The 24247-nt window shown below is 75.6% G+C and carries 17 protein-coding genes and 1 pseudogene; 6 read left to right on the top strand and 12 right to left on the bottom strand.

The genetic code is table 11. The annotated features are described in order from the left end of the window. Positions 1 to 3 precede the first annotated feature (3 nt). Positions 4 to 537 (bottom strand): NUDIX domain-containing protein, encoded by a 534-nt coding sequence (locus IE271_RS26240; protein ID WP_190192902.1) that lies wholly within the window; start codon positions 535 to 537, stop codon positions 4 to 6. Positions 538 to 599: 62 nt separating this feature from the next. After that, positions 600 to 1409 carry a M15 family metallopeptidase gene (locus tag IE271_RS26235; RefSeq protein ID WP_190192901.1) on the bottom strand — a complete coding sequence of 270 codons (810 nt, stop codon included), beginning with the start codon at positions 1407 to 1409 and terminating at the stop codon, positions 600 to 602. Positions 1410 to 2126: 717 nt separating this feature from the next. Here IE271_RS26235 and IE271_RS26230 point away from each other — a divergent pair. Both IE271_RS26230 and glpK read left to right on the top strand, forming a co-directional pair. Further along, the gene (locus IE271_RS26230; protein WP_190192900.1) at positions 2127 to 2876 is read left to right on the top strand and encodes an MIP/aquaporin family protein; all 750 of its coding nucleotides are present in this window, start codon (positions 2127 to 2129) and stop codon (positions 2874 to 2876) included. Between the two features lie 16 nt (positions 2877 to 2892). After that, entirely contained in the window at positions 2893 to 4413 is a 1521-nt protein-coding gene (gene glpK / locus IE271_RS26225) for a glycerol kinase GlpK (protein WP_190192899.1), read from the top strand. Positions 4414 to 4600: 187 nt separating this feature from the next. Here glpK and IE271_RS26220 read toward each other — a convergent pair whose 3' ends face one another. The 4 genes from IE271_RS26220 to IE271_RS26205 all read right to left on the bottom strand — a co-directional run bounded on the left by IE271_RS26220 (position 4601) and on the right by IE271_RS26205 (position 9097). Then, on the bottom strand, positions 4601 to 5203 hold the full coding sequence (locus IE271_RS26220) for a GTP-binding protein (RefSeq protein ID WP_190192898.1): 603 nt from the start codon (positions 5201 to 5203) through the stop codon (positions 4601 to 4603). Between the two features lie 172 nt (positions 5204 to 5375). Beyond that, positions 5376 to 5771: a DUF742 domain-containing protein gene (locus IE271_RS26215; protein WP_190192897.1), complete on the bottom strand. Its 396-nt coding sequence runs from the start codon at positions 5769 to 5771 to the stop codon at positions 5376 to 5378. Positions 5772 to 5780: 9 nt separating this feature from the next. After that, positions 5781 to 6221: a roadblock/LC7 domain-containing protein gene (locus IE271_RS26210; protein ID WP_190192896.1), complete on the bottom strand. Its 441-nt coding sequence runs from the start codon at positions 6219 to 6221 to the stop codon at positions 5781 to 5783. Next, positions 6218 to 9097, bottom strand: coding sequence for a sensor histidine kinase (locus IE271_RS26205; protein WP_190192895.1), 2880 nt, complete (start codon positions 9095 to 9097; stop codon positions 6218 to 6220). The genes IE271_RS26210 and IE271_RS26205 overlap by 4 nt, the downstream gene beginning before the upstream one ends. Before the next feature lie 416 nt (positions 9098 to 9513). Between IE271_RS26205 and IE271_RS26200 the strand changes: the two genes are divergently transcribed. Next, a complete protein-coding gene (locus tag IE271_RS26200) occupies positions 9514 to 10020 on the top strand; it encodes a hypothetical protein (protein WP_190192894.1) in 507 nt (168 codons plus the stop codon). Positions 10021 to 10201: 181 nt separating this feature from the next. Here the strand turns inward: IE271_RS26200 and IE271_RS26195 are convergent, their stop codons facing one another. The 4 genes from IE271_RS26195 to IE271_RS26180 form a co-directional block, all read right to left on the bottom strand. Then, positions 10202 to 14857, bottom strand: a complete 4656-nt coding sequence (locus IE271_RS26195) for a hypothetical protein (protein ID WP_190192893.1) — start codon at positions 14855 to 14857, stop codon at positions 10202 to 10204. Between the two features lie 93 nt (positions 14858 to 14950). Continuing rightward, complete coding sequence (locus IE271_RS26190) at positions 14951 to 15841, bottom strand: hypothetical protein (RefSeq protein ID WP_190192892.1); 891 nt, start codon at positions 15839 to 15841, stop codon at positions 14951 to 14953. A gap of 133 nt (positions 15842 to 15974) precedes the next feature. After that, positions 15975 to 17501, bottom strand: a complete 1527-nt coding sequence (locus IE271_RS26185) for a hypothetical protein (RefSeq protein ID WP_190192891.1) — start codon at positions 17499 to 17501, stop codon at positions 15975 to 15977. A 153-nt stretch (positions 17502 to 17654) separates the two neighbouring features. Beyond that, positions 17655 to 18359, bottom strand: coding sequence for a GntR family transcriptional regulator (locus IE271_RS26180; RefSeq protein ID WP_190192890.1), 705 nt, complete (start codon positions 18357 to 18359; stop codon positions 17655 to 17657). Positions 18360 to 18660: 301 nt separating this feature from the next. On the opposite strand from IE271_RS26180, the gene IE271_RS26175 reads away from it, so the two are divergent. From IE271_RS26175 to IE271_RS26165, 3 genes are all read left to right on the top strand, one after another. Further along, complete coding sequence (locus IE271_RS26175; RefSeq protein WP_190192889.1) at positions 18661 to 19980, top strand: MFS transporter; 1320 nt, start codon at positions 18661 to 18663, stop codon at positions 19978 to 19980. Between the two features lie 59 nt (positions 19981 to 20039). After that, positions 20040 to 20855, top strand: a complete 816-nt coding sequence (locus IE271_RS26170; RefSeq protein ID WP_190192909.1) for a putative hydro-lyase — start codon at positions 20040 to 20042, stop codon at positions 20853 to 20855. Between the two features lie 484 nt (positions 20856 to 21339). After that, positions 21340 to 22209, top strand: coding sequence for a 5-oxoprolinase subunit C family protein (locus tag IE271_RS26165; protein WP_190192888.1), 870 nt, complete (start codon positions 21340 to 21342; stop codon positions 22207 to 22209). 375 nt (positions 22210 to 22584) lie between these two features. Here IE271_RS26165 and IE271_RS26160 read toward each other — a convergent pair. Both IE271_RS26160 and IE271_RS26155 read right to left on the bottom strand, forming a co-directional pair. Further along, a pseudogene (locus IE271_RS26160) lies at positions 22585 to 22899 on the bottom strand (glycosyltransferase); the annotation flags it as partial. Positions 22900 to 22951: 52 nt separating this feature from the next. Continuing rightward, positions 22952 to 24076: a glycosyltransferase family 4 protein gene (locus IE271_RS26155; RefSeq protein ID WP_190192887.1), complete on the bottom strand. Its 1125-nt coding sequence runs from the start codon at positions 24074 to 24076 to the stop codon at positions 22952 to 22954. Between the last annotated feature and the right edge of the window lie 171 nt (positions 24077 to 24247).

Here is a 24247-nt window from a genome sequence, read left to right as displayed (position 1 = left end):
CTGTCAGTAGCGGCCCTCGAACCAGGCCCGGGCCGCCGCCGTGTGCAGCGGGAAGGCGAGTTCGGCGGGCCTGCGGAGCAGGTGCCACCCCTCGGTCTCGTCCGTGGCCGCGGACTCCGGCAGGTCGGCGGCCGGGCGCTCCGGGAGCAGGCCGAAGAGCAGCAGGTGCCCGTCGGAGGAGCTCATCGCGGTGGCGAGCCGTACGTCGCGGCCCGCCGCGTCGATGCCCGTCTCCTCCTTCAGCTCCCGGACGACGGCGGCGCGCCAGTCCTCCTGGTGGTCGATGAAGCCGCCGGGCAGGGCGACGCCGCCGCGCCGGGGGGCGATGGCCCGGGTGACGACCACCAGGGCGGTGCCCTCCGTGTCGTACACGGGCTGGAGGGCCACCGCCACGGGCAGCGGGTTGCGGTAGGCCACCGTGCCGCAGGAGGGGCAGGTGCGGGGCCAGCCGGAGACGGCGTCCCCGTAGGGTGCTCCGCAGCTCGAACAGTGACTGCCGGGTGCGGAGTCGACGGATGGGTTCTCGGTCGGTGACACGCCGCGGACTGTAGCCGATCACCCGCAGGCCCCGTGCGCCGGGAGCGTCGGAACGGTTCGCCTCAGGAGGCGCGGGTCAGGGACGCCCGTGACACGGGGAAGTCGAAGTAGGTGTCCGGGTACGGTTCGGGCCGGTACGTGAAGTGCCACCACTCCTCGGCGAGGTTGACGAAGCCGAGGCCCTCCAGGGTGTCCTTCAGGAGCAGCCGGTCGGCGCGCTGCTCGCCCTGGACGCGCGGGTCCAGGGTGTGCGACAGGGTGTCGAAGCAGTCGTAACCGGTGCCCATGTCCACGGAGTTGTCGGGAAAGCGCTCGCCCTCGGGGGCGTAGCAGGGCACCAGGGGCTCCCCGGGGACGTACGGGCGGGTGGGGGCGGCCGGGAGCCTCACCAGGGTGAGGTCCACGGTGGAGCCGCGGCTGTGGCCGGACCTCTCGGCGATGTAACCGTCCTCGAACAGCCGGGACTTGTCGACGTCCGGGTAGAACTCGGTCTTCATGGCCTGGTCGTCCGGGTCCTTCGCCCAGCGGACGAAGTGGTCGACGGCGCGCTGCGGCCGGTAGCAGTCGTAGACCTTCAGGCCGTAGCCCGTGCTCCGCAGTCTGCTCTGGGCCGCGCGGAGCGCCTCGGCGGCGGGCCGGGTGAGGATGCACAGCGGCTGCCGGTAGCCGGTGATCCGCTCGCCGACGAAGTTGTGCGCGGTGGCGTAGCGGATCTCCTCGATGATCGTGCGGTCCACCGACCGCAGGGCGACGAAGTCCGCGGGGGCCTTCGGGCCGGGTGTCGCCCGGGCGGGCGCGGAGGCGGTGGTGACGGCCAGCAGGGCGGCGAACGCGGTGACGAGGCCGCGCACCGCGGCGGGAAGTCGTGTCATGCACCTTGCATCTACCAGGTGCGGGTCCCTGTCGGGAAGCGGCCGTGTGCGGCCGGCGCCCCTTCGGGGGACACGGAACGGCCCGCGGGCGGCCGTGCGCGCCGGGACGGCACGGGCGACGGCCGCGGCCCGGAGGCGGCCGTGCTCCGGAAACAGCCGCGGTTCGGAAACAATCGTGGTTCCGGCGGCGGCCGCGGTTCCTGGGACAGCCGCGGCCCGGCGGCGGCCGCTGCTCCGGAGGCGGACGCGCGGCGGGAACGGCCGGAACCACCCCCGCGGGTCCCGGCCGTCCCCGTGTTCCCTACGGACGCCCCTGGGGCTCCTGTGGTTCTCCGCCCCGCGGAGTCCGCCGCGGACGAACCGCCTGAACCGGTACGAGCGGGCTGTTTCGCACCGTCCGGAGGGCCGCCGACGCACGGCTCGGCCGTTGCCGTTCGCATCCTTGACGCTCCCAGACCGCCGGTGAACACTGCCGGGTGTCGGTCGGCGTCACCGCCCTCCCGGCACGTCCGGACACGGCGCCCCACGGGCCCCGGCCGTGCGAAGGCCCTCTCCCCCACGGGCGGCCCGGCCGCGACGGCACGCTCGTCCACGGACGCCGGACGGGCGCGGGACCGCGGGACGGGTCCCGTCCCGGCGGACGCGGCCACGGAAAGGCGCACGCACCTTGCACCGGTGGACCGGGGCGGAACCGCTCCGGAGGAACTGGGAGCCGCCATGAGCAACGGAGACATCTTCGTCGGCGAGGTCATCGGCACGGCGATCCTGATCCTGTTCGGTGCCGGGGTCTGCGCCGCCGTCACCCTCAGGTACTCGAAGGCGCGGGCGGCGGGCTGGGTCGTCATCGCGTTCGGCTGGGGCCTCGGCGTGCTGGCCGGCGCGTACACGGCGGCCCCGCTGTCGGGCGGGCAGCTCAACCCGGCCGTCACGGTCGGCATCGCCGTCGACACCGGCAGGTGGGGCAAGGTCTGGGTCTACGTGCTCGGCCAGCTCGTCGGGGCCATGATCGGCGCCGTCCTCGCCTACCTGACGTACCTGGCGCAGTTCCGGGCCAACGAGCGCCGGGTGGGCACCACGGAGGGCACGGAGGACGAGCCGGTGCCGACCCTCGGGATCTTCTCCACGATCCCCGAGATCCGGAACCCGGTCGCCAATCTGCTCACCGAGATCGTCGCCACGATGTCCCTGGTGCTGCCGATCCTCGCCTTTGGTCTCACCAAGGGCCTCGGCGAGTCCGGGACCCTGGTGCTGATCGTCTCCCTGCTGGTCGTCGGCATCGGCCTCTCCCTGGGCGGTCCCACGGGCTACGCGATCAACCCGGCCCGCGACCTCGGCCCGCGGATCGTGCACACGTTCCTGCCGATCCCGCACAAGGGCACCTCCGACTGGGGCTACGCCTGGATCCCCGTGGTCGGACCGCTGATCGGCGCGGTCCTCGCCGGCCTCATCTACAACGCAGCCTTCTGACGAAGGGGACGACGTCATGACCGACCACGCCCGGCAGTACGTCGCGGCCATCGACCAGGGCACCACGTCCAGCCGCTGCATCGTCTTCGACCGGGACGGCGCGATCGTCTCCGTGGACCAGCGCGAGCACCGGCAGATCTTCCCCAAGCCCGGCTGGGTGGAGCACGACGCCACGGAGATCTGGTCCAAGGTGCAGGCCGTGGTGGCCGGGGCGCTCGCGAAGGCGGGGCTGCGGGCCGACCAGCTCGCCGCCCTGGGGATCACCAACCAGCGCGAGACGACGGTCCTGTGGGACCGCGCCACCGGCAAGCCCGTGCACAACGCGATCGTCTGGCAGGACACCCGTACCTCCGCGCTCTGCGCCGAACTGGGCGGCACGGACGGGCAGGACCGCTTCCGCGAGCAGACGGGCCTGCCGCTGGCCAGCTACTTCTCCGGCCCGAAGGCGGCCTGGCTGCTCGACAACGTGCCCGGCCTGCGGGCCCGTGCCGAGCGGGGCGAGATCGCCTTCGGGACCGTCGACTCCTGGCTCATCTGGAACCTCACCGGCGGCGTGGAGGGCGGCCGGCACGTCACCGACGTGACCAACGCCGGGCGCACGATGCTGATGAACCTCTCGACCCTCCAGTGGGACCCCACGATCCTGTCCGCGATGAACGTCCCCGAGTCGGTCCTGCCGGAGATCGCCTCCTCCTCCGAGGTGTACGGGACGGCCGTGGGCCAGCTCGCCGGGGTGCCGGTCGCCTCGGCCCTCGGCGACCAGCACGCGGCGGTGTTCGGGCAGGCCTGCTACGAGGTGGGCTCGGCCAAGAACACCTACGGGACGGGCAGCTTCCTGCTGCTCAACACCGGCGGCCGGCCCGTTCCGTCCAAGAGCGGGCTGCTCACCACCATGGGCTACAAGATCGGCACCGAGGCGCCGGTGTACTGCCTGGAGGGGTCGATCGCGATCACCGGCGCGCTGGTGCAGTGGTTCCGCGACCAGCTGGGCATCATCCGCACCGCCGACGAGATCGAGACGCTGGCGGCGAGCGTGCCGGACAACGGCGGGGCGTACATCGTGCCCGCGTTCTCCGGCCTGTTCGCGCCCTACTGGCGCTCCGACGCACGCGGGGTGATCACCGGGCTGACCCGGTACGTCACCAAGGCGCACCTGGCGCGCGCCGTCCTGGAGGCGACGAGCTGGCAGACGCGCGAGGTCGTGGACGCCATGTACCAGGACTCCGGGGTGCGCATCACGTCCCTGAAGGTCGACGGCGGCATGACGGGCAACAACCTGCTGATGCAGCACCAGGCGGACGTGCTGGACGTCCCCGTGGTGCGGCCGAAGGTCTCCGAGACGACCTGCCTGGGCGCGGCGTACGCGGCGGGCCTGGCCACGGGCGTGTGGAACGACCTCGACGAGCTGAGGTCCCACTGGCGCAAGGACGTCGAGTGGACGCCGGCCATGGACGCCTCCGTGCGCGACCGCGAGTACCGCAACTGGCGCAGGGCGGTGGAGCGGAGCTTCGGCTGGCACGAGGACGGCGCGGGCTGACCGGCGCCGGCCGGACCGGATGCCGTGGCGCACACGCGCGGGACCCGTCATGGCACACGCACGCGGGACCCGTCATGGCACACGCACGCGGGACCCGTCATGGCACACGCGCGCGTGGAGGGTCATCGCAGCACCCGCGCGCGGAGGGCCGTCGCGACGCGCGTGCCCGCCGGCCGGGCACCGGGCGTCAGGCGACCGGGGCCCGGTGGCCCGCGCTCCGGCGCATCGCGTGCTCGACCACGGTGACCAGGACGTCCTTGACCGAGGCGCGGTCCCGGGCGTCGCACAGCACCACGGGCGTCCCGGGGTCGAGGTCGAGGGCCTGGCGGACGTCCTCGGGCGGGTAGCGGTCCGCGCCGTCGAAGCAGTTGACGCCGACGACGAAGGGGATGCCGCGCCGCTCGAAGTAGTCGACGCCCGCGAAGCTGTCCTCCAGGCGGCGCGTGTCGACCAGGACGACGGCGCCCAGCGCGCCGGTGGACAGCTCGTCCCACATGAACCAGAACCGCTCCTGCCCGGGCGTGCCGAAGAGGTACAGCACCAGGTCCTCGCGGACCGAGATGCGGCCGAAGTCCATGGCGACGGTGGTGGTGTGCTTGCCCTCGACGCCGCTCAGGTCGTCGACCGGACGGCCCGCCTCGGTGAGGAGTTCCTCCGTGCGCAGGGGCTTGATCTCGCTGACCGCGCCGACGAACGTCGTCTTGCCCACGCCGAAGCCGCCGGCCACGAGGATCTTGAGCGTGACGGGCTCGACGGGAGCCCTGCCGCGCTCGGAACGCCCGAAGATCATCGCTTTCTTCTCCTGACTCGCTGGTGTCGCGCGCCGGTGGACCTGTCCGCCGCCGCCCGGTGACTCGGTGACGGGCGGGGCGCCGGGACCGGCGTCCGCCGCGTCGCCGGTCCCGGACCGCGCAGAGCCGCGGTCCGGGGCCGGCGGGAGACCGTCGTGGCCCGGCCGCCGGTCACAGCGCCCTGAGACCGTCGATCACGTCGCGCAGGACGCTCTCGTCCGGCAGCTCGGCCGGGGGCACCGGACGCTTCACGCGCACCATGTCCTCCTCCGCCAGGTCGCCTATGAGGACGCGGACCACCCCGACGGGAAGGTCGAGTTCCGCGGCGAGCTCGGCGACCGACCGGGGGGTGTCGCGGCACAGTCCGACGATGTCCAGGTGCTCCGGGGACAGCGCGTGGTCCGCCTCGGCCCCGGCCGCGTGCGGCTGGGCCACGACCACGGCGATGAGGTCCAGGCGGTGCTGCCCGGCCGTGCTGGTGCGGCCGCGCGTCATGGCGTACGGGCGGACCACGGGCCCGGCCTCGTCGTCGAACCAGTGGGGGGTTCCCTGACGGTCTCCGCTCATGTCACGCCACTACCCGCCCGCGGGCAGGTCGGTGCGCGGCGCCGCTCCCAGGTGCACGCCCACCCGCTTCACCAGGAGCGTCATCTCGTAGGCGACCTGGCCGACGTCGGAGTCGGCGTCGGACAGGACGGCGAGGCAGCTGCCGTCGCCGGCGGCCGTGACGAACAGGAAGGCGTCGTCCAGCTCGACGACCGTCTGGCGCACGCCGCCCGCGTCGAAGTGGCGGCCGACGCCCTTGGCGAGGCTGTGGAACCCGGACGCCACGGCGGCCAGGTGCTCGCTGTCCTCGCGGGAGAGGTCCTTGGAGAACCCGGTGGGCAGCCCGTCCCCGGAGAGCACGAGTGCCTTGCGGATGCTGCCGACGCGCTCCACCAGGTCGTCGAGGAGCCAGTTCAGCTCCCCCGAGCCCGCGTCGGACGCGATGTGGTCGGTCGCCTTCGGTGCGGTCATCGACCGTCCCCCTCTGTGGTTCGTTGTGCTGTGCCGTGCCGCCGGGCGTCGTCGCCGGCCGCGTTCTCCTCACGGCCCCGCTGCCAGCCACGCTGGAGCGATGCCATACGGCTGCGTACCTCGTCGGCGTCGCGCTCGGTGACGTCGGCCCCGGCGGTGCGGGCGGCCTCGTGCCGGTTGCGCCGGTCGTCCTTCAGCTGCGGTGCCAGGTTCGCCTGCCGCACCCGGCGGGGCAGCCCGCCGGGCGCCGGCGCGCCGTCCCGCGCCGGGGCGGCGGAACCGTCCGGGCCGGGCGCGTCGGCGGTGCGCCGCGCTTCATCGTCCCGCAGGCGCCGCGGCAGGCTCCCGGCGGGGCCGCCCGTGCCGCCGGCCGCCGGGCCGGGGGCGGGCCGTCCGCCCTGCGGTCGGCCGTCGGCGCGCTCGCCGGCCGCGGCCCCGGGCCCGTCGGGCCCTTCGGATCCGCCGGTGCCCCGGGGGCCGTCGGTCCCGGTCCCTCGGGGGGCTTCGGTCCTCCGGGGCTCCTCGGGCTCCAGGGACCGTCCGCGTACGGCCTCGGGTTCCTCCGCAACGTTTCTGCGCGGGCGGGTCCGGTTGACGGGGCGGCCGTTGGAGCTGACGAGCTTGGGGGTCCTGCGGCGCGGCAGCGGGGCGAGGCCGTCCTGCCGGGCGGTGCCGCCGGGCCGGGTCCGCTCCTCCCCCGCGGCGTCCGCCTGCCCGTGCTGCTCGGCCGGGACGCCGCCGGCCGGGCGGCGCGGGCGCAGGACGCCGCGTCCGCCGTCCCCGTCGCCGGGCGCGCCCGGGAGGCCGTCGAGCGCGTCCGGGCCGGTCCGCGGCCCCGGTACGACCGGCCCGTCCAGGATCGAGGCCGGCGGTCCGGGCAGCTCGACGGGGGCGGAGACCGGCGGGGCGGGCCTGCGGTGGTCGCCGCCGTCCTTGCCGGGCAGGACGCGGTCGAGGCGGAAGCCCGCGCCGTTGGTGTCCGGTTCGTCGTCGGTGAGCAGCGCCTCGGGGACGAAGACCACGGCGGTCGTCCCGCCGTACGGGGAGGGCTGCAGGGAGACGCGTACGTTCTGCCGCCGGGCGAGCCGGCTGACCACGAACAGCCCGAGCCGGTCGGTGTCCGACAGCTCGAACTCGGAGGTCTCGGCGAGCCGCAGGTTGGCGTCGAGCATCGCGTCGGCGGCCATGCCCAGGCCGCGGTCGTGGATCTCCAGGGTGAAGCCGTTGGCGACGCGCTCGCCGACCACCTGGACGGCGGTGTGCGGGGGCGAGAACACCGTGGCGTTCTCCAGGAGTTCGGCCACGAGGTGGGTGAGGTCGGCGACCGAGGGCCCCGCGACGGCCACCCGGGGCAGCCGCCGCACCTCGATGCGCTCGTAGTCCTCGACCTCGGCGACGGCCGCGCGGACCACGTCCATCAGCTGCACCGGCCTGCGCCACTGCCGGGAGGGGGCCGCGCCGGAGAGGATGACGAGGCCCTCCGCGTGGCGCCGCATCCGGGTGGTCAGGTGGTCGAGGCGGAACAGGTCGGCCAGTTCGTCGGTGTCCTCGGTCCTGCGCTCCATGGTGTCGAGCAGGGCGAGCTGCTTGTGCAGCAGGACCTGGCTGCGGCGGGCGAGGTTGACGAACACCTCGGAGACGCCGGCGCGCAGCTCGGCCTGTCCGACGGCGGCCTCGACGGCCGCGCGCTGCAGCGAGTTGAGGGCCCGGCCGACCTCGCCGATCTCGTTCCTGTCGTACTCCAGGCGCGGCGCCTCGGTCTCCACGTCGACCCGCTCGCCGGCGGACAGCCGGCGCATCACGGCGGGCAGCCGCACCTCGGAGGCGTCGTGGGCCTCCAGGCGCAGCTGCTCGAGGGCGCGGATGAGGCCGCGGCCGATGCGGACGGAGATGAAGAGGGCGACCAGCACGGCGACCAGGCCGAGGACGCCCGCGACGCCCGCCGTGGCGATCACGCCGATCGCCACCGGGCGCACCCGGTCCTGGTAGCGGTCCGACGCCTGCGCGTCGAGCTCGGCGAGGTCCTTCAGGACGGTGCCCGCGCTCTCGTCCCAGCCCCGCGCGGTCACGGAGCCGGGTGCGCCGGAATCGGTGGTGGCGACGTCCTGTTCGGCCGCGCGCAGGGGCCCGGAGGAGGCGTTCTTCCAGTAGTTCTCGTACCGTACGCCCTCGTCGGACGGGAGCAGGGGCAGGCTGATGTCGTACAGGAGCGTGCGCTGGGCGACGAGGTCGGAGACGTCGCGCTGCTCCTGGTCGGTGAGGCGGCCGGTGACGAGGGCCGAGCCGAGGAGCGCGTCCTCGCGCGAGAGCAGTTCGCGGGCGCGCGAGACGTTGACGAGGATGCGGCCCTGCTTGGCCATCTCCACGTCCTCCAGGACGTTGAGGTTGGACAGCAGCACGAAGCAGGGGTCGACGAGCTGGTTGTAGAGCTCCAGGGCCTGGGAGCGGGTGACGGCGGTCCCCTCGACGCTGCGGCGCAGGGACGGCATGCCGTCCAGGGCGTCGAGCAGCGCGGTGAGGCGGTCCCCGGTGCCCTCGCCCAGCTGGTCGCGGACCTCGGGGTTCCGCGCGCCGGCGCGGATCGCGGCCACGGCCTCGTCCGTGGCGGCCCGGGTGCGCCGCAGGTCGGCGAGGGCGTCGGAGGCCCGCGGGTCGGCGAGGTAGACGAGGGACTGGCGGCGTTCGTCCTGCAGGACGCGGACGACGTCCTCGGCGGGGTGCCCCACCTTCTTCACCACGTACGTGACGGAGTAGAGCTCCTGGACCTCGCGTCCGGTGAGCACGGTGGCGAAGGCCCAGATGGCCGTCAGGGACACCAGCGGCACGAGCAGCAGCGCCACGATCTTCCTGCGGATGGACTTCCCGCGAAAGCGCATGGCCTCCCCCAGCTCGCCCCCGCAGGCCCGGGAGCACACATGTGCGTCAATAAACGGCGTGAGCCTACTACCGACCCACAGGTATCTCGAAGGTCTGTCCACGGGCCCGGCGGCAAAGGCGCACGAGACATCCGCAGTTGTCCGGGCATGGCGGGAGATCGCCTCCCCCTCCCCCCGGGCCCGGCGGGCCCGTCGCGTGACGGGGGCGGGGAACCGGCCGGAATTTTCGTCCGGCGGGAATCTTCCCGGCGTGCCGTGCGTCCTTGTATGCGGGAAGAGGGGGAGGACCCGGGCACCGGGTCCCGGCGCCGCGCTCAGGTGGCGTAAAGCAGCGCAAGCCGGGCAGTCCAGAGGTACGGCCGGGGTCTCGTGACACCGGAGCGAACTGTCTGCCGGCGGTGGGGAGTGACGAGTTGATGGGCACGGCTGAGCGGCGGGGGACGTCCGAGGCGGAAGGCACGACGGCCCTGGTGGCACGGCGGGACGCGGACACGGCCGGGGACGGCGCGGCCGAGCAGGAGGAGCGCGCGTACTACCGCCCGTTGTGGATAGAGGAGCCCGCGCGCAGACGGCGGCTGCCCGACCCGGTGCGGACGTCGGCCGTGCGGGCCGTCCTCATCATCGCCGTCACGCTGATCCAGGCGGTGGTGGCGTTCCTGTGCACGATGGCCGGTTCGTGGCTGGCGTTCCCCATGGTCGTGAGCAGCGTCGTGAGCACGGTGGTGGCGACGTGGGGCGTGCTCGACGTCTGGGTGACGCGTCAAGTGTGGAACCAGCGCAACGGCGTGGTGTCCGAACCCAGCAGCACGGCCCGCGCCCTGCGCCGCGAGCGGCGCGTCGCCCGCAGGCGCGCCCGCGCCGCCGAGCGCGCCCAGGCGCGGATACGGCGCCGGGGCGGCACCGGGCAGCTGTCGCACCCGTAGGCGGACGGAGGCGGACCGGCCGGTGCCCGGTTCCGCCGGGGCGTCCTGACGACCTGCTTCGCCGCGTCGTCCGGACAGCCCGCTTCGCCGCGTCGTCCTGACGGGACCGTCAGCGCGCGGGGGCGCGGAAGAGGTCCGGCGGCTCCGTCCCGGACGGGACGGAGCGGCCGGACCGCCCGGGTCAACTCCCCTGCGCCGCCGGGCGCTTGTACATCCGCGTCGCCGTGATCTCGCTGTGCACCGCCTCACCGGCCGGCGCCTGCTGCGGCAGGCCCGGCCGCAGGTGCTCCTCCACGCTGATGTACTTCAGGCCCGCCCGCAGGTCGGCGTCGTTGCGCAGACGGATGACCAGCGGGAACTCGGCGAGCGCGGTCGTGTCGAACAGACCGGTGGTGTAGAGCAGCTGGACGCCCAGGGCGTCCGACACCGCCCGCTGGAGCTCCAGCAGGTACGTGGCGTTGGCGCGGCCGATGGGGTTGTCCAGGAACAGTGTGCCCGCGTGCCGGTGCCGGTCGCGGCCCCGGTCGTTGGAGCGCAGCGCGGCCATCGTGCAGTAGAGCGCGATGGCGGCGGTGAGCAGCTGCCCGCCGGAGAACACGTCGCCCATCTGCCCGACCGGGACGCGCTCGGCGCGCAGCACGGCGTCCGGCTTGAGGATCTCCACGGCGACGCCCCTGGGCTGGAGGGCGGCGGCGACGCCGCGCAGCAGCAGCGACATGCCGTCGCGGCGCAGGTCGGAGTTCTTGCGCACGGCCGCGCGGGTCGCCTCGTCGACGACCTCGCCGAGCCGTTCGGTGAGGGTGGCCTGGTCGGGCTCCTCGAAGCGGATGCGCAGGAACTCCTGCCCGGACCACTCGCCGAGCCCCTCCGGCAGCCGGGACAGCCGCTGCGCGGAGCGCAGGGTGGCCAGGGAGGACTCCACGAGGCCGCGCAGCCGGTCGACGATCGAGTCGCGGTTGCGCTCCAGCTGCGCCAGCTCGTCGGTGAGGACGCGCAGCCGGGGGGCGAAGGCGTCCGCCCACTTCTGCGCGTGCTCGGGCAGCGCGGAGGCGGGCAGTTCGCGGATCTGCTGACGGGCGGGGGTGCGGACCTGCTCGTAGCGCGTGGAGTTGGCGTGCCGGACGAGGACGTCGCTCGCCTCGCGCACGGCCGCCTCGGCGGCGGACAGGTCGGCGGCGCAGCCGCGCAGCGAGCGGCGGGCCTCGCCGGCGCTCCGGCGCGCCTCCTCCAGCGTGCCCGGGTACGGCTCGGGCGCCTCCTCGTCGTCCGCCGCGGGCTCGCGCAGCAGGTCGCGCAGGAGGGCGGCCGTCTCGTCGAAGCCGCCGGCCGCGTCCTCGGCGGCGCGGTGGGCGTCGAGCAGTCCGGCGTGCGCCTCCCGGGCCCGCGCCAGCTCCTCCGTACGGGCCGCGAGTTCGGCGGTGGCCGTGCGCAGCAGCACCTGGGCGTGCTCGGCGTCGGCGGGCACCAGCTCCCCGGGCAGCTCGGTGTGGGCCTCGCCGTCCTCGGGCGCGTGCCGCTCGGCCTCGCCGCGCAGCCGGCCGAGCTGCTCGCTCGCACTCGACATGCGCGTCTCGAGGAGCTGCACCAGCTCCTCCGCGCGGGCGGCGGCGGCCTGCCGGGAGGGCCCGTCTGAGCCGTCGGGCGACTCCAGGAGCTGGGCGGCGCGCGTGCGCACCTTGTTGCTCAGCCGCTCCAGTTCGGCGAGGGCCGCGCTCTCGTCGCTCTCCGCGCGGGCCTGCTCGGCGCGCAGGTCGGCGCCCACGCCGACCTTCTCGTAGACCTGGGAGGCGGCCCGGTATGCCTCACGGAGCGCGGGCAGCGAGGCCCGGGGCCCCGCGCCGGAGGCGCCGCCCTCCGGCTCCTCCGGTACGTCGTCGGGGGCGCCGGCGATCTCCGCGCGCTCGGCGCGCAGCGCGCGGGCCGTGCGGCGGGCGTCGTCGGCGGCACGCTGGGCGGCGCGCCGGTCCTCGTCGGCGGCACGGGCGCGTTCCAGGCAGACCTGGGCGCGGGCCTCGGACTCCGCCGCCTCGTCGGCGAGCTCGCGCAGCTTGGCCTGCCAGCCGGCCCGCTCGCGCAGCCGGAAGGCGAGGCCCGCGAGGGCGTCGGCGGCGCGCCGGGCCCGCTGGGCCGCGTCCTGCCGCTCGTCGCGCACGTGCGCCGCCTCCGCGGCGGCCTCCTCGGCCTCCGCCCGCTGCGTGCGGGCCTCGGCCAGCTCGGCCTCGGCCTCCTCGGCGAAGGCGCGGGCCTCGTGCGCGGCGGCGGCGAGCTCGGCGAGGCGGCCCGCGGGGCAGCCGGAGCGCCAGGAGGCGAGGCGCGCCGCCAGTTCGCGGTCCTTGCCCAGCCGGGCGGCGAGCGTGCGGATCTCCTCGTCGCGCTCGGCGGCGCGGGTGCGCAGCGCCTGCCGCTCCTCGTCGGCGGCGTGCTCGTCGTGCATGGCCGGGTTCGGCGGGACGAGGAACACCCCGCCGTCGTCCGCCTGCGGGGCCGGGGTCGGGGCCAGCAGCGCGGCGGCGGTGCCGACGGCGACGGCGGAGCGGGGCAGCAGCGCGGCCTCGGAGAGCGCCTCGCGCGCCCGGGCGTGGGTGTCGGGATCGGTGATGATCACGCCGTCGACCAGCTCGGGGCGGGCGGCGAGCACGCGCGCGTGGTCGGCGGGGTCGACGGCCTGGGCGAGGTAGCGCCAGCCCGGCAGGGCGGGGATGCCGTGCTCGCCGAGGTACTCGACGGTGGCCAGCACGTCGGGGCCGGGCGGCAGCAGGCCGCCGTCGCCGAGCGCGCCCAGGATGCGGGAGTCGTCCGCGGCGGCGGTGCGCAGCTCGAACAGCTGGCGCTCGGCGGAGGAGACGGCGTCGTCGAGCAGTTCGCGCAGCTCGTCGGCGTAGCGGTCCAGCTCCTCGGCGCCGAGGGCGCCCCCGTCCGCGTCCTCGCCGTCGTGCGGTGCCTCCGCGTCCGACGGCCGGGGCCGCGGCAGGCCGGACCGCTGTCCGGCACTGCTCGGCAGGCTCAGCAGCTCCGCCAGACGCTCCTCGGCGGCCAGGGCGTCCGCCGCCCGCCGCTCGGCGTCGTGGGCGCGCTCGGCGGCGGCGGCCGCGTCCGCCGCGCGGGCGGCGGTCAGCTCGGCGCGGGACTCGGCGGACGCAGTGGCGCGGGCGTGCTCGGCGGCCCGGGCGGACGCCTCGCGCGCGGCGTCCCAGGCGGCGACGGCGGACTTCTCGGCGTCGCTCGCGGCGAGCGCGGCGCGGGCCGGGTCGGCGTCGGGCGCCGTGTCGTCGAGCCAGCCGGCGCGGACGGCCTCGGCGGTCTCCTGCTCGACCTCGGCGAGCCGCTGCCGCAGGTGCCCGGCCTCGCTGCGGGCGCGCTGGGCCTCGGTGGCGGCGGTCGTCGCGTCGCGGTGGGCGCTCTCACCGGTCTCCTGGAGGGCGGCCGAACGCTCCTCCTCCTCGTTGGCGAGGCCTTCCGCGCGCTCGGCGGCGGCGTGCAGGGCGCGTACGAGATCGACGGCGGCCCTGGCCCGCGCGGCGAGCGCCGGTGCCGCGTCCCGCTCGGCCTCGCGGATGGCGGCGGCCACGCGCGCGGAGCGGTCGGCGGCGGCGCGGTGGCGCAGGACGGCCTCGGCGGCCTGCCACGCGGAGTGCAGGGTCCGCGCGTCGGCGAGTTCGCGCTTCTGCGCGGCGGCGGACTTCTCGGCGGCGGCGAGCGCCAGGGAGGCGTGCCGGTAGGCCAGTTCGGCCGCGATCAGGGCGCTCGTGGAACGGGCCTCCTCGGCCCGGGTGACCGTGTGCGCCGCGGCGGTGACCTGCTGGGCCAGGTCGGCGGCGCGGGTGCGCTCCTGGACGGCGCGGGCGGACAGCCGCCGGGCCAGGGTCCTGGTGCGGCGCTCGGCTCCGGCGTGGACGTCCCGCGCGCGGGAGCGGGTGCCGGCCGCGTCGACGATGCGGCCCAGCAGGTCGACGGAGCCCGCCGTGAAGTCCCGCTCGGCGATCAGCTCGGCGCGGCGGCCGAGCTTGTTGCCGAAGCCGCCGACGAGGTCGGCGAGCCCGTCGGTGTCCCGGGTGTCGGTGACCGCGCGCAGCAGCAGGTCGGTGAAGTCGGAGTCCTTCTTGACCGCGAAGAGGCCGGCCGCCTCGCCCTCGTCGGCGTTCATCTCCCGCTGGTAGCGGAAGAGCTCGGGGTCGAGGCCGAGGTCGCCGAGGTGCTCGTTCCAGCGGTCGTGGATCTCCTCCCAGTGCACCTCCAGGTGCGGGTACGCCTTGCCCGCCTCGGTGAGCGCGTCCCGGAAGCCCTTCATCGTGCGGCGCCGGCCGCGCGCGCCCGAGGCGCCCTCGGCGGGGGGCCGTACGGCCGTGGACTCGGCGACCGGCAGGTTGTCCAGGCTCAGGCCGGGTCCTGGCCGGAAGGAGTACCAGGCCTCGGCGAACTTCCGCGGGTCGTTGGAGACCTGCCGCCCGCGCCACTCGCTCACCTTGCCGACCACGACGCACTCGCCGGTCTGCGTGTGCTGCCACTCCAGGGCGACGTGCCCGCAGTCGTCGGCGAGCAGGAACTTGCGCAGCACGCCGGAGCTGGCGCCGCCGAGGGTGTTGCGGTGGCCCGGCAGCATCACCGAGAAGATCAGCTTGAGCAGGACGGACTTGCCGCCGCCGTTCTCCAGGAAGAGCACGCCCGCGGGGGCCGGCCGGCGCGGCGGCCCGGACGGCTCCTCCTCGAAGAACTCCGCCTGGGTGGGGGCGGGGTCGGGCACGAGGTCGCCCACGCCCCGCAGGTCCAGCACGGTGTCGGCGTAGCGCGCACCGGCGGGCCCGATGGAGTAGAGGCGGATGCGGGACAGCTCGTACATGGCGGACTCTCGTCGTCGAAATCGTCGGTCGGGGGCGGGGGGCTGGGGCCGGGGAGCCGGACGGGGCGGGGCGGCGGCCGCCGGCGTCCGGGCTCAGGAGTGGAAGGGCAGTCCGGCGTCGGCCACCAGGTCGAGGTCGTCGGTGTCCTCGGCGGGCAGCAGGGCGGCGGTGCCGTCGGTGACGGGCACGATGCCCAGCTCGGTCAGCTCGGCCAGGGCGGCGCTGCCGGCCATGTCGCGCACCTGGAGCTGGTAGCGGGCGGTGGTGCGGTACGTCCCTCCCGCGTCGTCGCCGGTGCGCTGGAGGAACCCGGAGTCGGTGAGGAAGGCGACCGCCTTGCCCACGATGCCGGTGGTCGAGCCGGGGAGTCTGCGCGCGTCCTTGGTGGCGCCGGCGGAGCTGCGCCGGTGCCAGATCCGCCAGGCGGCCTCCAGGCCCGGGGCGTCGCTGGCCGGGTCGGTGTTCTCGCCCTGCTCGGCGGCCCGCTCCTCCAGGCGGCGGCAGGCCTGGCGGACGAAGGAGTCGACGCCGTTGACGGTGACACGGCCGATGTAGGCGTCGTCGGCGAGGTCCTCGGGGCGCGGGAAGGCCATCGCGGCGACGGCGAGGTGCGCGAGGCCGTGCAGGAAGCGGTCGCCGGAGTCGGTCGCGGCGCGGCGGGCGTAGTCGCCCATGCGGACGGCGAAGACCGAGTCCTCGGCGGCGGTGACGGCCATCCCCGCGCGCGGGGACACCTCCAGGACCACCAGGCCGAGGCCGGTGGCCACCGCGTCGGCGAGCCGGGCGAACGGCGGGTCCTCGCGGTAGCGGCGCAGCAGGTCGGCGTACTCCTGGTCGCGGGCCGGCTGCAGCTTGGGCTGGAGCCCGAAGGCGACGAGCCGGGCCGCGTCGGCGGCGTCGGCCGGGGTCACGGCGGCCGGCACGGGCGCCGACGGCGCCGCGGGGACGACGTCCGGCTCGGACCGGTCGACGTACTCGGTCACGGGAACAGCTCCTTGCGGGGGTACGGGATGAGGGGGGTCGGGGTGGGGCCGGAGGGCGGGCCGGGGCACATGCCCGCACGGTGCCGCGCGTCCCCACGGCGCCGCCGCCGTGCGTCCGCCCGGTGCTGCGCGTTCACGCGGCCTCCGTCCTGTCCGCCGCCATGCCCGCGGCGTCCAGCAGGGCCGTGCCCACGATGAGGTCGGCGCCGCCGAACTCCGGGTCGTCCAGCTCGGTGCCGTCGTCCACGGCGAACAGCAGCTTCTCCTCGCCCTGGCGGTAGGCCGTGCCGACCGGCGGACTGGCCGCGTGCACGGCCAGCAGGGCGACCAGGTACGGCAGGTCGGGGTCGCGGCGGCGGGCCTCGGCGAGCAGTCCGGACAGTCTTCGGGGCGCGTCGGCCGGAAGGTCGAGCAGCTCCGTGGCGGCGGCCAGCTGCTCCTCGCTGAAGCGGCTGTCGTCGGGGGTGGCGATCAGGTCCGGCTCGGGCATCTCGGCCCCGAGGTGCTCGCGCTCCGCCGGCGGGGTCAGCAGCAGGTCGACGAGGTCGCCCACGCGGACGGAACCGGGGGTGCGCAGGCCCGTGCCCCGGGCGAAGAACGCGTCCGTGACGCGCAGCGCCTGCTCCACCGGGAGTGGCAGCACCGGCGCGAGGAGGTGGGCGTACAGGTCCGTGCCGGACGTGGTCATGGGGGTCGCGAAGACCTGGCGGTCCTGCTCCGCGCGGAACAGCGGGCCGGCCTCCAGGAGCCGGGACTGCAGCTGCGTGTGGCGGCGGATGCAGTCCTTGACGATGTCGACCAGCTCGGCGGCGCGGCGCTTGTGGCCGGGGTCCTCTGTCTCGTCGCGGGCCTTGCGGATGTTGGTGAGGATCGCGTTCTCGTGGCGGTAGCGGTCGGCGACGTGGTCGAGCGCCTCGGCGATCATGTCGGGGATCGCCTGGAGCCAGTCCACCGCCCGTACGTTGCGCCGGGTGGCGTCCAGGGCCCTGCGCAGGGACTCCGAGTACTGCACCGTCCGGTAGCGGGCCTGCTCGGCGGCGAGCTGCGCGTCGGCGAGGCGGCCTCTGCTGATGAGGATGTCCAGCTTCACCTCGGCGGCGATCTGCGCGCTGGTGACGTCGGTGTCCAGGGCGCCGACCAGGACGTTGACCGCCTCGTCGGTGGTGCGCAGGTAGACGCTCCCGCCGTAGCCGGGGACCTCCTCGATCAGCTTGAAGTCGTAGTCGCGGCGCACGTAGGAGCCGTCGGGCGCGAACGTGCCGTACACCGCGCGGAAGCCGCGGTCGACGCTGCCGACGTTGATCAGGTTCTCCAGGACCCAGCGGGCCACCCGCTCGTGCTCCGCCACCGGCCGCCGGGGAGCCTGCGCGGCGATGCGCGGGATCAGCCGGGCCACTATCTGCTCGTGGTCGGCGCCCGTGTCGAAGTCCATGTTCAGCGTGACGAGGTCGATCGCGGCGAGGGCGACCTCGGCCATGCCGTACACCGAGTACTCGCCCGCGAGGTTCGCCTTGCGGGCGTCCAGGTCGTGCAGCGGCGCGGTGCACGCGAGCGCGCGCAGGCGCCGCGCCAGACCCTCGTCGGCGGCCGGGCCCGGCGCGGGCCGCGGCCCCGCGCTGAGCTGGGGCGGAACGCTGTCCGTCGATGCAGGCGAAGTCACGTGCACAGACTAGGTCCTCGGTCTGACACCGGTCGAAACGGCGCAGACGCCCTGGCCGGGCACGGCCGCCCGCCCGGGCCCGCGAGCCGCCCGGCCCGGACCTGGCAGGCCCGCTCGCCCCGGGCCGGGCCTGTCCTGCCCGCCGGCGCGCCGTCAGTCCGTCTGCTGCTCCGCCTTCGCCATCCGGCGTCCGTACACCTCGACGAGGCCGTCGCGGGAGTCGTCGAGGTAGCCGGCGAGGAGGCGCTCGGCCTCGTCGCGGCGGCCCTCCTGGAGCGCGGTCAGGATCCGCCGGTTGCGGGCCAGGTACGGCTCGTGCAGCAGGCGCGGGTCGGCCACGACGTGGAAGGCGAGCCGGAGTTCGGCGAAGACGCTGCGCATCAGCTCGTCCGTGCGCTCGCTGCCGGCGAGCGCCACGAGCTCCTGGTGGAAGTGGATGTTGGCGGTCGACACGCCCTTCCAGTCGCCCTGCTCGGCGGAGCGCAGGCCGTGCGCGACGGCGGCGGCCACCCGCTCCACGGCGTACGGGGGCTCGCCGAGGCCCCGTACGACCGCGCACTGGACCAGGCTCCGGGTGCGGTAGATGTCCTCGACGTCCTCCACGGTCAGGACCCGGACGAAGACCCCGCGGTTGAGCTCGTGCACGAGCAGCCGCTCGTGCGTGAGCAGCCGGAAGGCCTCGCGCAGCGTGTTGCGGGAGACGCCGAGGGCGCTCCCGATGCTGTCCTCCGACAGCCGCTGGCCGGGGCGGAAGAACCCTTCCGCTATCCGGCTCCGCAGGATGTCCGAGACACGCTCGGCGGTGCTGGTGCGGCCCAGCAGCGCCCGGTCGTCCGCAAGTCCGTTCAGTTCGGCCACGCCCGAATTCAAGCGCAGACACCAGAACGAAACAACATGGGTATTGAGGGATCGTTCAACGATCCCCTACCTTGCTGGGAACGGACCCGCCCATGCGGCGCGGTGACGCCGACGATTCCCGCACGGCACAGCACGGCCCGGCACCACTCGACACGGCGCGGCACGGCTCAGCACCCCTCGGCACGGCACCCACGGTCCGGGCTCGGCCCGGGCACCGCACCGGCTCGGCACCACATGGCACTGCACTGCACGGCACGGCTCGACCTCACGCACCCTCCCGTCCCTCATCTGCGAGGTGCCCATGAGTACGACCCCACGTCCCCGGACCCCTGCCGCCGGGAAGCCCGTCGAGGCCGCCGGTCCCTCGGCCGGCGACGGCGCGCTCGGCTGGCTGCGGGAGCTGGGTCCACGCGGCCGCCGCGCCTTCGCGGGCGCCTTCGGCGGCTACGCCCTGGACTCGTACGACTACCTCGTCCTGCCCCTGAGCATGGTCGCGGTGGCCGCGTCCTTCGGTCTGGACAGCGGCCGGACCGGCCTGATCACCACCGTCACGCTGGTCGTCTCGGCCGTCGGCGGCGCCGTCGCGGGCGTGGTCGCGGACCGGATCGGCCGGGTCAGAGCGCTGATGATCACCGTTCTGACGTACGCCGTGTTCACCGTGGCGTGCGGCTTCGCGCCCAACTACGAGACGCTGCTGGTGTTCCGGGCCCTCCAGGGGCTCGGCTTCGGCGGCGAGTGGGCGGTCGGCGCCGTCCTGGTGGCCGAGTACGCGAGCGCCCGCAACCGGGGCCGCACCCTGGGCGTCGTCCAGAGCTCCTGGGCGGTCGGCTGGGCGCTCGCGGTGGTCGTCTCCACGCTGGTGTTCCAGTTCCTGGACGAGGACCTCGCCTGGCGGGTGATGTTCTGGAGCGGTGCCCTGCCCGCGGTGCTCGTCGTCTGGCTGCGCCGTCACGTGGAGGACGCCCCGGAGGCGGCCGCCCGGCGCGAGCGGAGCGCACGGAGGGGGTCGTTCGCGGCGATCTTCGGGCGGAGCACCGAGGACGGGCCCGGCCTGCTGCGCACCACCCTCTTCGCGATCCTGCTCTCCACGGGCGTCCAGGGCGGCTACTACACGCTGAACACCTGGGTGCCCACGTACCTCAAGACGGAGCGCGGCCTGTCGGTCGTCGGCACCGGCTCCTATCTCGCCTTCCTGATCTCCGGGGCCTTCGTCGGCTACCTGACCGGCGGCCACCTCACCGACCGGCTGGGCCGCAAGCGCACCATCCTGCTCTTCGCGGTCCTGTCGGCGGCGTGCATCGTCGCGTACACGAACATCCCCGCCGGGGCCAATACCCTGCTGCTGGTCCTCGGCTTCCCGCTGGGCTTCTGCATGTCGGCGATCTTCAGCGGCTTCGGCTCGTTCCTCAGCGAGCTGTACCCGACGGCCGTGCGCGGCACCGGGCAGGGCTTCACGTACAACACCGGCCGTGCCGTGGGCGCGGTCTTCCCCACCACCGTCGGCTTCCTGGCCGACGGCTGGGGCGTCGGCGGCGCGCTCGTCTTCGGCGCGATCGGATACGGTCTCGCGGCGCTGGCCCTGCTCGGGCTGCCGGAGACCCGTGGGAAGGAGCTCCAGTGACCTCAGTGAACAGCACCCGGGACCTCACCTCGGACCTCGCCCGGAACCCCGTCCCGGGCCTGCGCCCGCACCCCTTGGAGAACCCCTTGGACGACCGCGCGCACGCGTGGACCGCCGCACAGGCCCGCTCCCGCTTCCGCGCCGGGCTCTCGGGCCCGACCGCCGGCTGCGCCGCGGGCCACACGCAGGCGAACCTGATCTCGGTACCCGCGGACTGGGCGTACGACATGCTGCTGTTCTGCCAGCGCAACCCGAAGCCGTGCCCGGTCCTGGACGTCACGGACGCCGGTTCCTGGACCACCGTGCTCGCGGACGGCGCCGACCTGCGCACCGACCTGCCGCGCTACCGGGTCTGGGAGCACGGCGAGCTGGTGGAGGAGCCGACGGACGTGCTGGACCGCTGGCGCGGCGATCTGGTGTCGTTCCTGATCGGCTGCAGCTTCACCTTCGAGTGGGCGCTGGCCGGGGCGGGCGTCCCGCTGCGCCACATCGAGCAGGGCCGCAACGTCTCCATGTACGTGACGAGCCGCCGGTGCCGTCCCGCGGGCCGGGTGCGCGGCCCGGTGGTGGTGTCCATGCGGCCGGTGCCCCCGCAGCACCTGGGGGCGGCGATCCGGGAGTCCTCCCTGATGCCCTCGGTGCACGGGAGCCCGCTGCACTGCGGGGACCCCGGCGTCCTCGGCATCGAGGACCTCTCCCGGCCCGACTTCGGCGACCCGGTGGACCTGGAGCGGGACGACATCCCGGTGTTCTGGGCCTGCGGCGTGACCCCGCAGGCGGCGGTGATGGCCTCCCGGCCGCCGTTCGCGATCACCCACGCGCCGGGGCAGATGTTCGTCACCGACGCCCGCGACGAGCAGTACCGCGTGGCCTGAGGACGGCACCGGGTGCGCGGCCCGCCGGACGGGCATCGCGGGCACGGCCTCCTGGGCGTGCCCGCGGTGCCGTGCCCATGGTTGCCGTGCCCGCGGGCACGCCCAGGAGGCAGGACCGCGGGCACGGCCGACGGTCACCACCACGGGCCCGGCGCGACGGGCGGTACCGCGTGGCCCGGCGGGCGGTACCGCGGTCGGGCCCGGCAGGCGGCGCTGCCGGCACGGTCCGGCGGGCGGTACCGCGGGGGCAGCGCGACGGGCGGTATCACGTGGCCCGACGGGCGGTACCGCTCGGCGCCGCACGGGCGGAGACTGCTGTCATGACCCCGATCCACCTCGACCCCGGCCCCGGCGGCGGCCGCTGCCCCGGCCTCCGGAGGCCGGTCGCCACGGCGTACGCGATGGTGCCGCGGGACCGCGGGAGCCGGCCGGCCGCGCCGCCGTCGCCGGACGTCCGGGCACGATCCGTCCCCGCCGGGCGCGCATGACGGACCGCGCGCTCACCGTCGTCAGGGCCGGGGCGCTGACCACCGTCCAGGACCTCGGCCGGCCCGGCCACGCCCACCTGGGCGTGCCGCGCTCCGGCGCCCTGGACGCCCCGGCCGCCGCCCTGGTCAACCGACTGGTCGGCAATGCGCCCGGGGCGGCCGTCCTGGAGACCACCCTCGGCGGGTGCGACCTGCGGCCCCGGTCGGCGGTCGCCGTCGCCGTCGGCGGCGCCCCGTGCGCCGTCCGCGTGGACGGCCGCCCGGCCCCCTGGGGCGCACCGGTGCGGGTGCCCGCGGGCGCCCTGCTGTCGGTCGGGCCGGCCGTCTCGGGCGTACGCGGTTACGTCGCGGTCTCCGGGGGCGTCGTGGTCGAGGCGGTGCTCGGCAGCCGCTCCACGGACCTGCTGTCGGGGCTCGGCCCGCCGCCCCTCGCGGACGGGACCGTGCTGCCGCTCGGCCGTCCGTCCGCGCCGCCCGCGCGCGTGGACGTGGCCCCGCAGCCCGCGCCGCCGGCGGAGCTGGTCCTGCGGGTGACGCCCGGCCCGCGCGACGACTGGTTCACGGAGGCGGCCGTGCGCACCCTCACCACCCGCGTCTACCGCGTGTCCGCCACGAGCAACCGGATCGGCCTGCGCACGGAGGGCCCGCCCCTGGAGCGGGCCCGCACCGGTGAACTCCCCAGCGAGGGCGTGGTCCTCGGGGCGGTGCAGGTCCCGCCGGACGGCGGACCGGTGGTGTTCCTCGCCGACCACCCGACCACCGGGGGCTATCCGGTGATCGCCGTGACCGACTCCGCGGACCTGCCCGCCGCCGCCCAGGCCCGGCCGGGCACACCGGTGCGGTTCGTGCCGGTGCGCCGCCGCTGAGCCGCCGGCACGGCCACCGGAAGCGGGCTCCGGCGCGCTTCCCCCTCCGGTCCCCCTCCGGAGCGGGGACCCCGTACCCCCGTACGCCTCGGGAACGCGGCCTCAGGCCGCGTCCGGCCGGCCTGCCGCAGGTGACAGGGGCCCCGGGGAGGCGGAGGGGACCGGGAGGACCGGGGCCGCCGAGGAAACCGAAGAAACCGAGGAAGCCGAGGAAACCGAGGGGTTCGGGGAGCTCTGAGAGTCCGGGAGGTTCGAAGAGTCCGGAGAGTCCGCGAAGCTCGAAGGGTCCGGGGAGTCCGGGGAGTCCGGCGGGAGACGCCGTGCCGGCGGGGCCCGGTCCGGCAGGGCCGCCGGCGCCGAGGCCACCGAGGCCGACGCCCGCAGGTCCGCATCGTGCGCCCCGGGGTGGCGGTCCCGCAGGTCGACGCCCAGGGGCGCCCGTACGACGTTGCGGGCGCCGATGCGCGCGAACGCCCGTTCCGCGAACCCGGTGGTGCACACCACGCGCGCGTAGGCGTGCGCCGTCCGGAGGTTGAGGGCGCCGGTCCCGGGCAGCAGCGGCCCGGGCAGGGTGATCACGCGCCCCTGCGCGGTCCGGCGGTCGCCGTGGTGCTCCCCGGGCACGATCAGGACGGGCTCGTGCCAGGCCGCCAGGCAGCCCTTGCCCAGCTCGCGCAGGGCCGTGCGCATGCCCGCGGAAACAGGCGCGACGAAGTGAGGCGGACGGTCCGCAGCGGGCCGCTCACGCCGCCACCGCCACGCGCTCGGTCAGGACGTCGGTGTAGTGCCCGATGAGCAGGTCCCCGACGGCCGCCCAGGTGCGGCCCTCGACGGTGCGGCGCCCCTCGGCGCCGTACCGCGCCCGCAGCGCCGGATCGGCGGCCAGCGACCGCACGGCGTCCCGTACGGCGTCCGCGTCGCACGGCGGCACCAGGAGTCCCGTGCGGCCGTGGTCCACCAGGTCCAGCGGGCCGCCCGCGGCGGGCGCGACCACGGGGACGCCGCTGGCCATGGCCTCCTGCACGGTCTGGCAGAAGGTCTCGAACGGGCCGGTGTGCGCGAAGACGTCCAGCGAGGCGAAGACCCGGGCGAGGTCGTCGCCGGTGCGGCGGCCGAGGAAGACGGCGCCCGGCAGCGCCCGCTCCAGGCCGGGGCGGCTCGGCCCGTCGCCCACGACGACGACGCGCACGCCGTCCAGGCCGCAGACGCCGGACAGCAGCCCGACCTGCTTCTCGGGGGCGAGCCGGCCGACGTAGCCGACGATCGTCTCGCCGTTCGGGGCGAGTGCGCGGCGCAGCGCCCCGTCCCGCAGCCCGGGCCGGAAGCGGACGGTGTCCACGCCGCGCGGCCACAGCCGCACCCGGGGCACGCCGTGCTCCTCCAGGTCGCGCAGGGCCGCGCCGGAGGGGGCGAGCGTGCGGTCGGCGGCGGTGTGCACGGAGCGGATGCGCCGCCAGGCGGCGGCCTCGCCCGCGCCCATGTACGTACGGGCGTACCCGGCGAGGTCGGTCTGGTAGACGGCGACGGCGGGGATGCCCAGGCGGGCGGCGGCGGCCATGCCGCGCACGCCGAGGACGAAGGGGCCGGCCAGGTGGACGAGGTCGGCGCGGTGCGCGGTCAGCGCGGCGGCCACGCGTCGGCTGGGGAGGGCCACGCGGACCTGCGGGTAGCCGGGGAGCGGCAGGGAGGGGACGCGGACGACGGGGCACGGGGCCGCGGCGTCGGACGCGTGCGCGGCGGTGGTGGAGGGGGCGACGACGAGAGGGGTGTGACCGCGCTCGGCGAGGTGCCGGGCGGTCTGGAGCGCGCAGTGTGCCACGCCGTTCACATCGGGGGGAAAGGACTCGGTCACGATGACGACACGCATACGGGTGTTGTCCTCGCGCCGGACGTGAACGCGACAACTTGGATCTTTCCGTCCGGGGAACGCCGTGTGAGCGTTGCCTCCGCCGGGCCGCGGGGTCACGGTCCGGCATCACGCCCGGTACGCCCCGGCCACGCGCGGGCGTCGCCCCCGGTACGCCCGGGCGACGGCCCG

Origin of the sequence: Streptomyces minutiscleroticus, assembly GCF_014650875.1 — a bacterium.
Lineage (GTDB): Bacteria > Actinomycetota > Actinomycetes > Streptomycetales > Streptomycetaceae > Streptomyces > Streptomyces minutiscleroticus.
The sequence above is the reverse complement of the archived record's forward strand: the minus strand, read 5'-3'. Positions and strand labels throughout refer to the sequence as shown.

What these genes read in the sequence shown, in the direction of transcription:
- IE271_RS26230 (WP_190192900.1), top strand. Translation starts at nt 2,127, where the DNA reads ATGAGCAACGGAGACATCTTCGTCGGCGAGGTCATCGGCACGGCGATC.
- IE271_RS26165 (WP_190192888.1), top strand. Translation starts at nt 21,340, where the DNA reads ATGACGGACCGCGCGCTCACCGTCGTCAGGGCCGGGGCGCTGACCACC.
- IE271_RS26210 (WP_190192896.1), bottom strand. Translation starts at nt 6,221, where the DNA reads ATGACCGCACCGAAGGCGACCGACCACATCGCGTCCGACGCGGGCTCG.
- IE271_RS26195 (WP_190192893.1), bottom strand. Translation starts at nt 14,857, where the DNA reads ATGTACGAGCTGTCCCGCATCCGCCTCTACTCCATCGGGCCCGCCGGT.
- IE271_RS26155 (WP_190192887.1), bottom strand. Translation starts at nt 24,076, where the DNA reads ATGCGTGTCGTCATCGTGACCGAGTCCTTTCCCCCCGATGTGAACGGC.
- IE271_RS26215 (WP_190192897.1), bottom strand. Translation starts at nt 5,771, where the DNA reads ATGAGCGGAGACCGTCAGGGAACCCCCCACTGGTTCGACGACGAGGCC.
- IE271_RS26175 (WP_190192889.1), top strand. Translation starts at nt 18,661, where the DNA reads ATGAGTACGACCCCACGTCCCCGGACCCCTGCCGCCGGGAAGCCCGTC.
- glpK (WP_190192899.1), top strand. Translation starts at nt 2,893, where the DNA reads ATGACCGACCACGCCCGGCAGTACGTCGCGGCCATCGACCAGGGCACC.
- IE271_RS26235 (WP_190192901.1), bottom strand. Translation starts at nt 1,409, where the DNA reads ATGACACGACTTCCCGCCGCGGTGCGCGGCCTCGTCACCGCGTTCGCC.
- IE271_RS26205 (WP_190192895.1), bottom strand. Translation starts at nt 9,097, where the DNA reads ATGCGCTTTCGCGGGAAGTCCATCCGCAGGAAGATCGTGGCGCTGCTG.
- IE271_RS26200 (WP_190192894.1), top strand. Translation starts at nt 9,514, where the DNA reads ATGGGCACGGCTGAGCGGCGGGGGACGTCCGAGGCGGAAGGCACGACG.
- IE271_RS26220 (WP_190192898.1), bottom strand. Translation starts at nt 5,203, where the DNA reads ATGATCTTCGGGCGTTCCGAGCGCGGCAGGGCTCCCGTCGAGCCCGTC.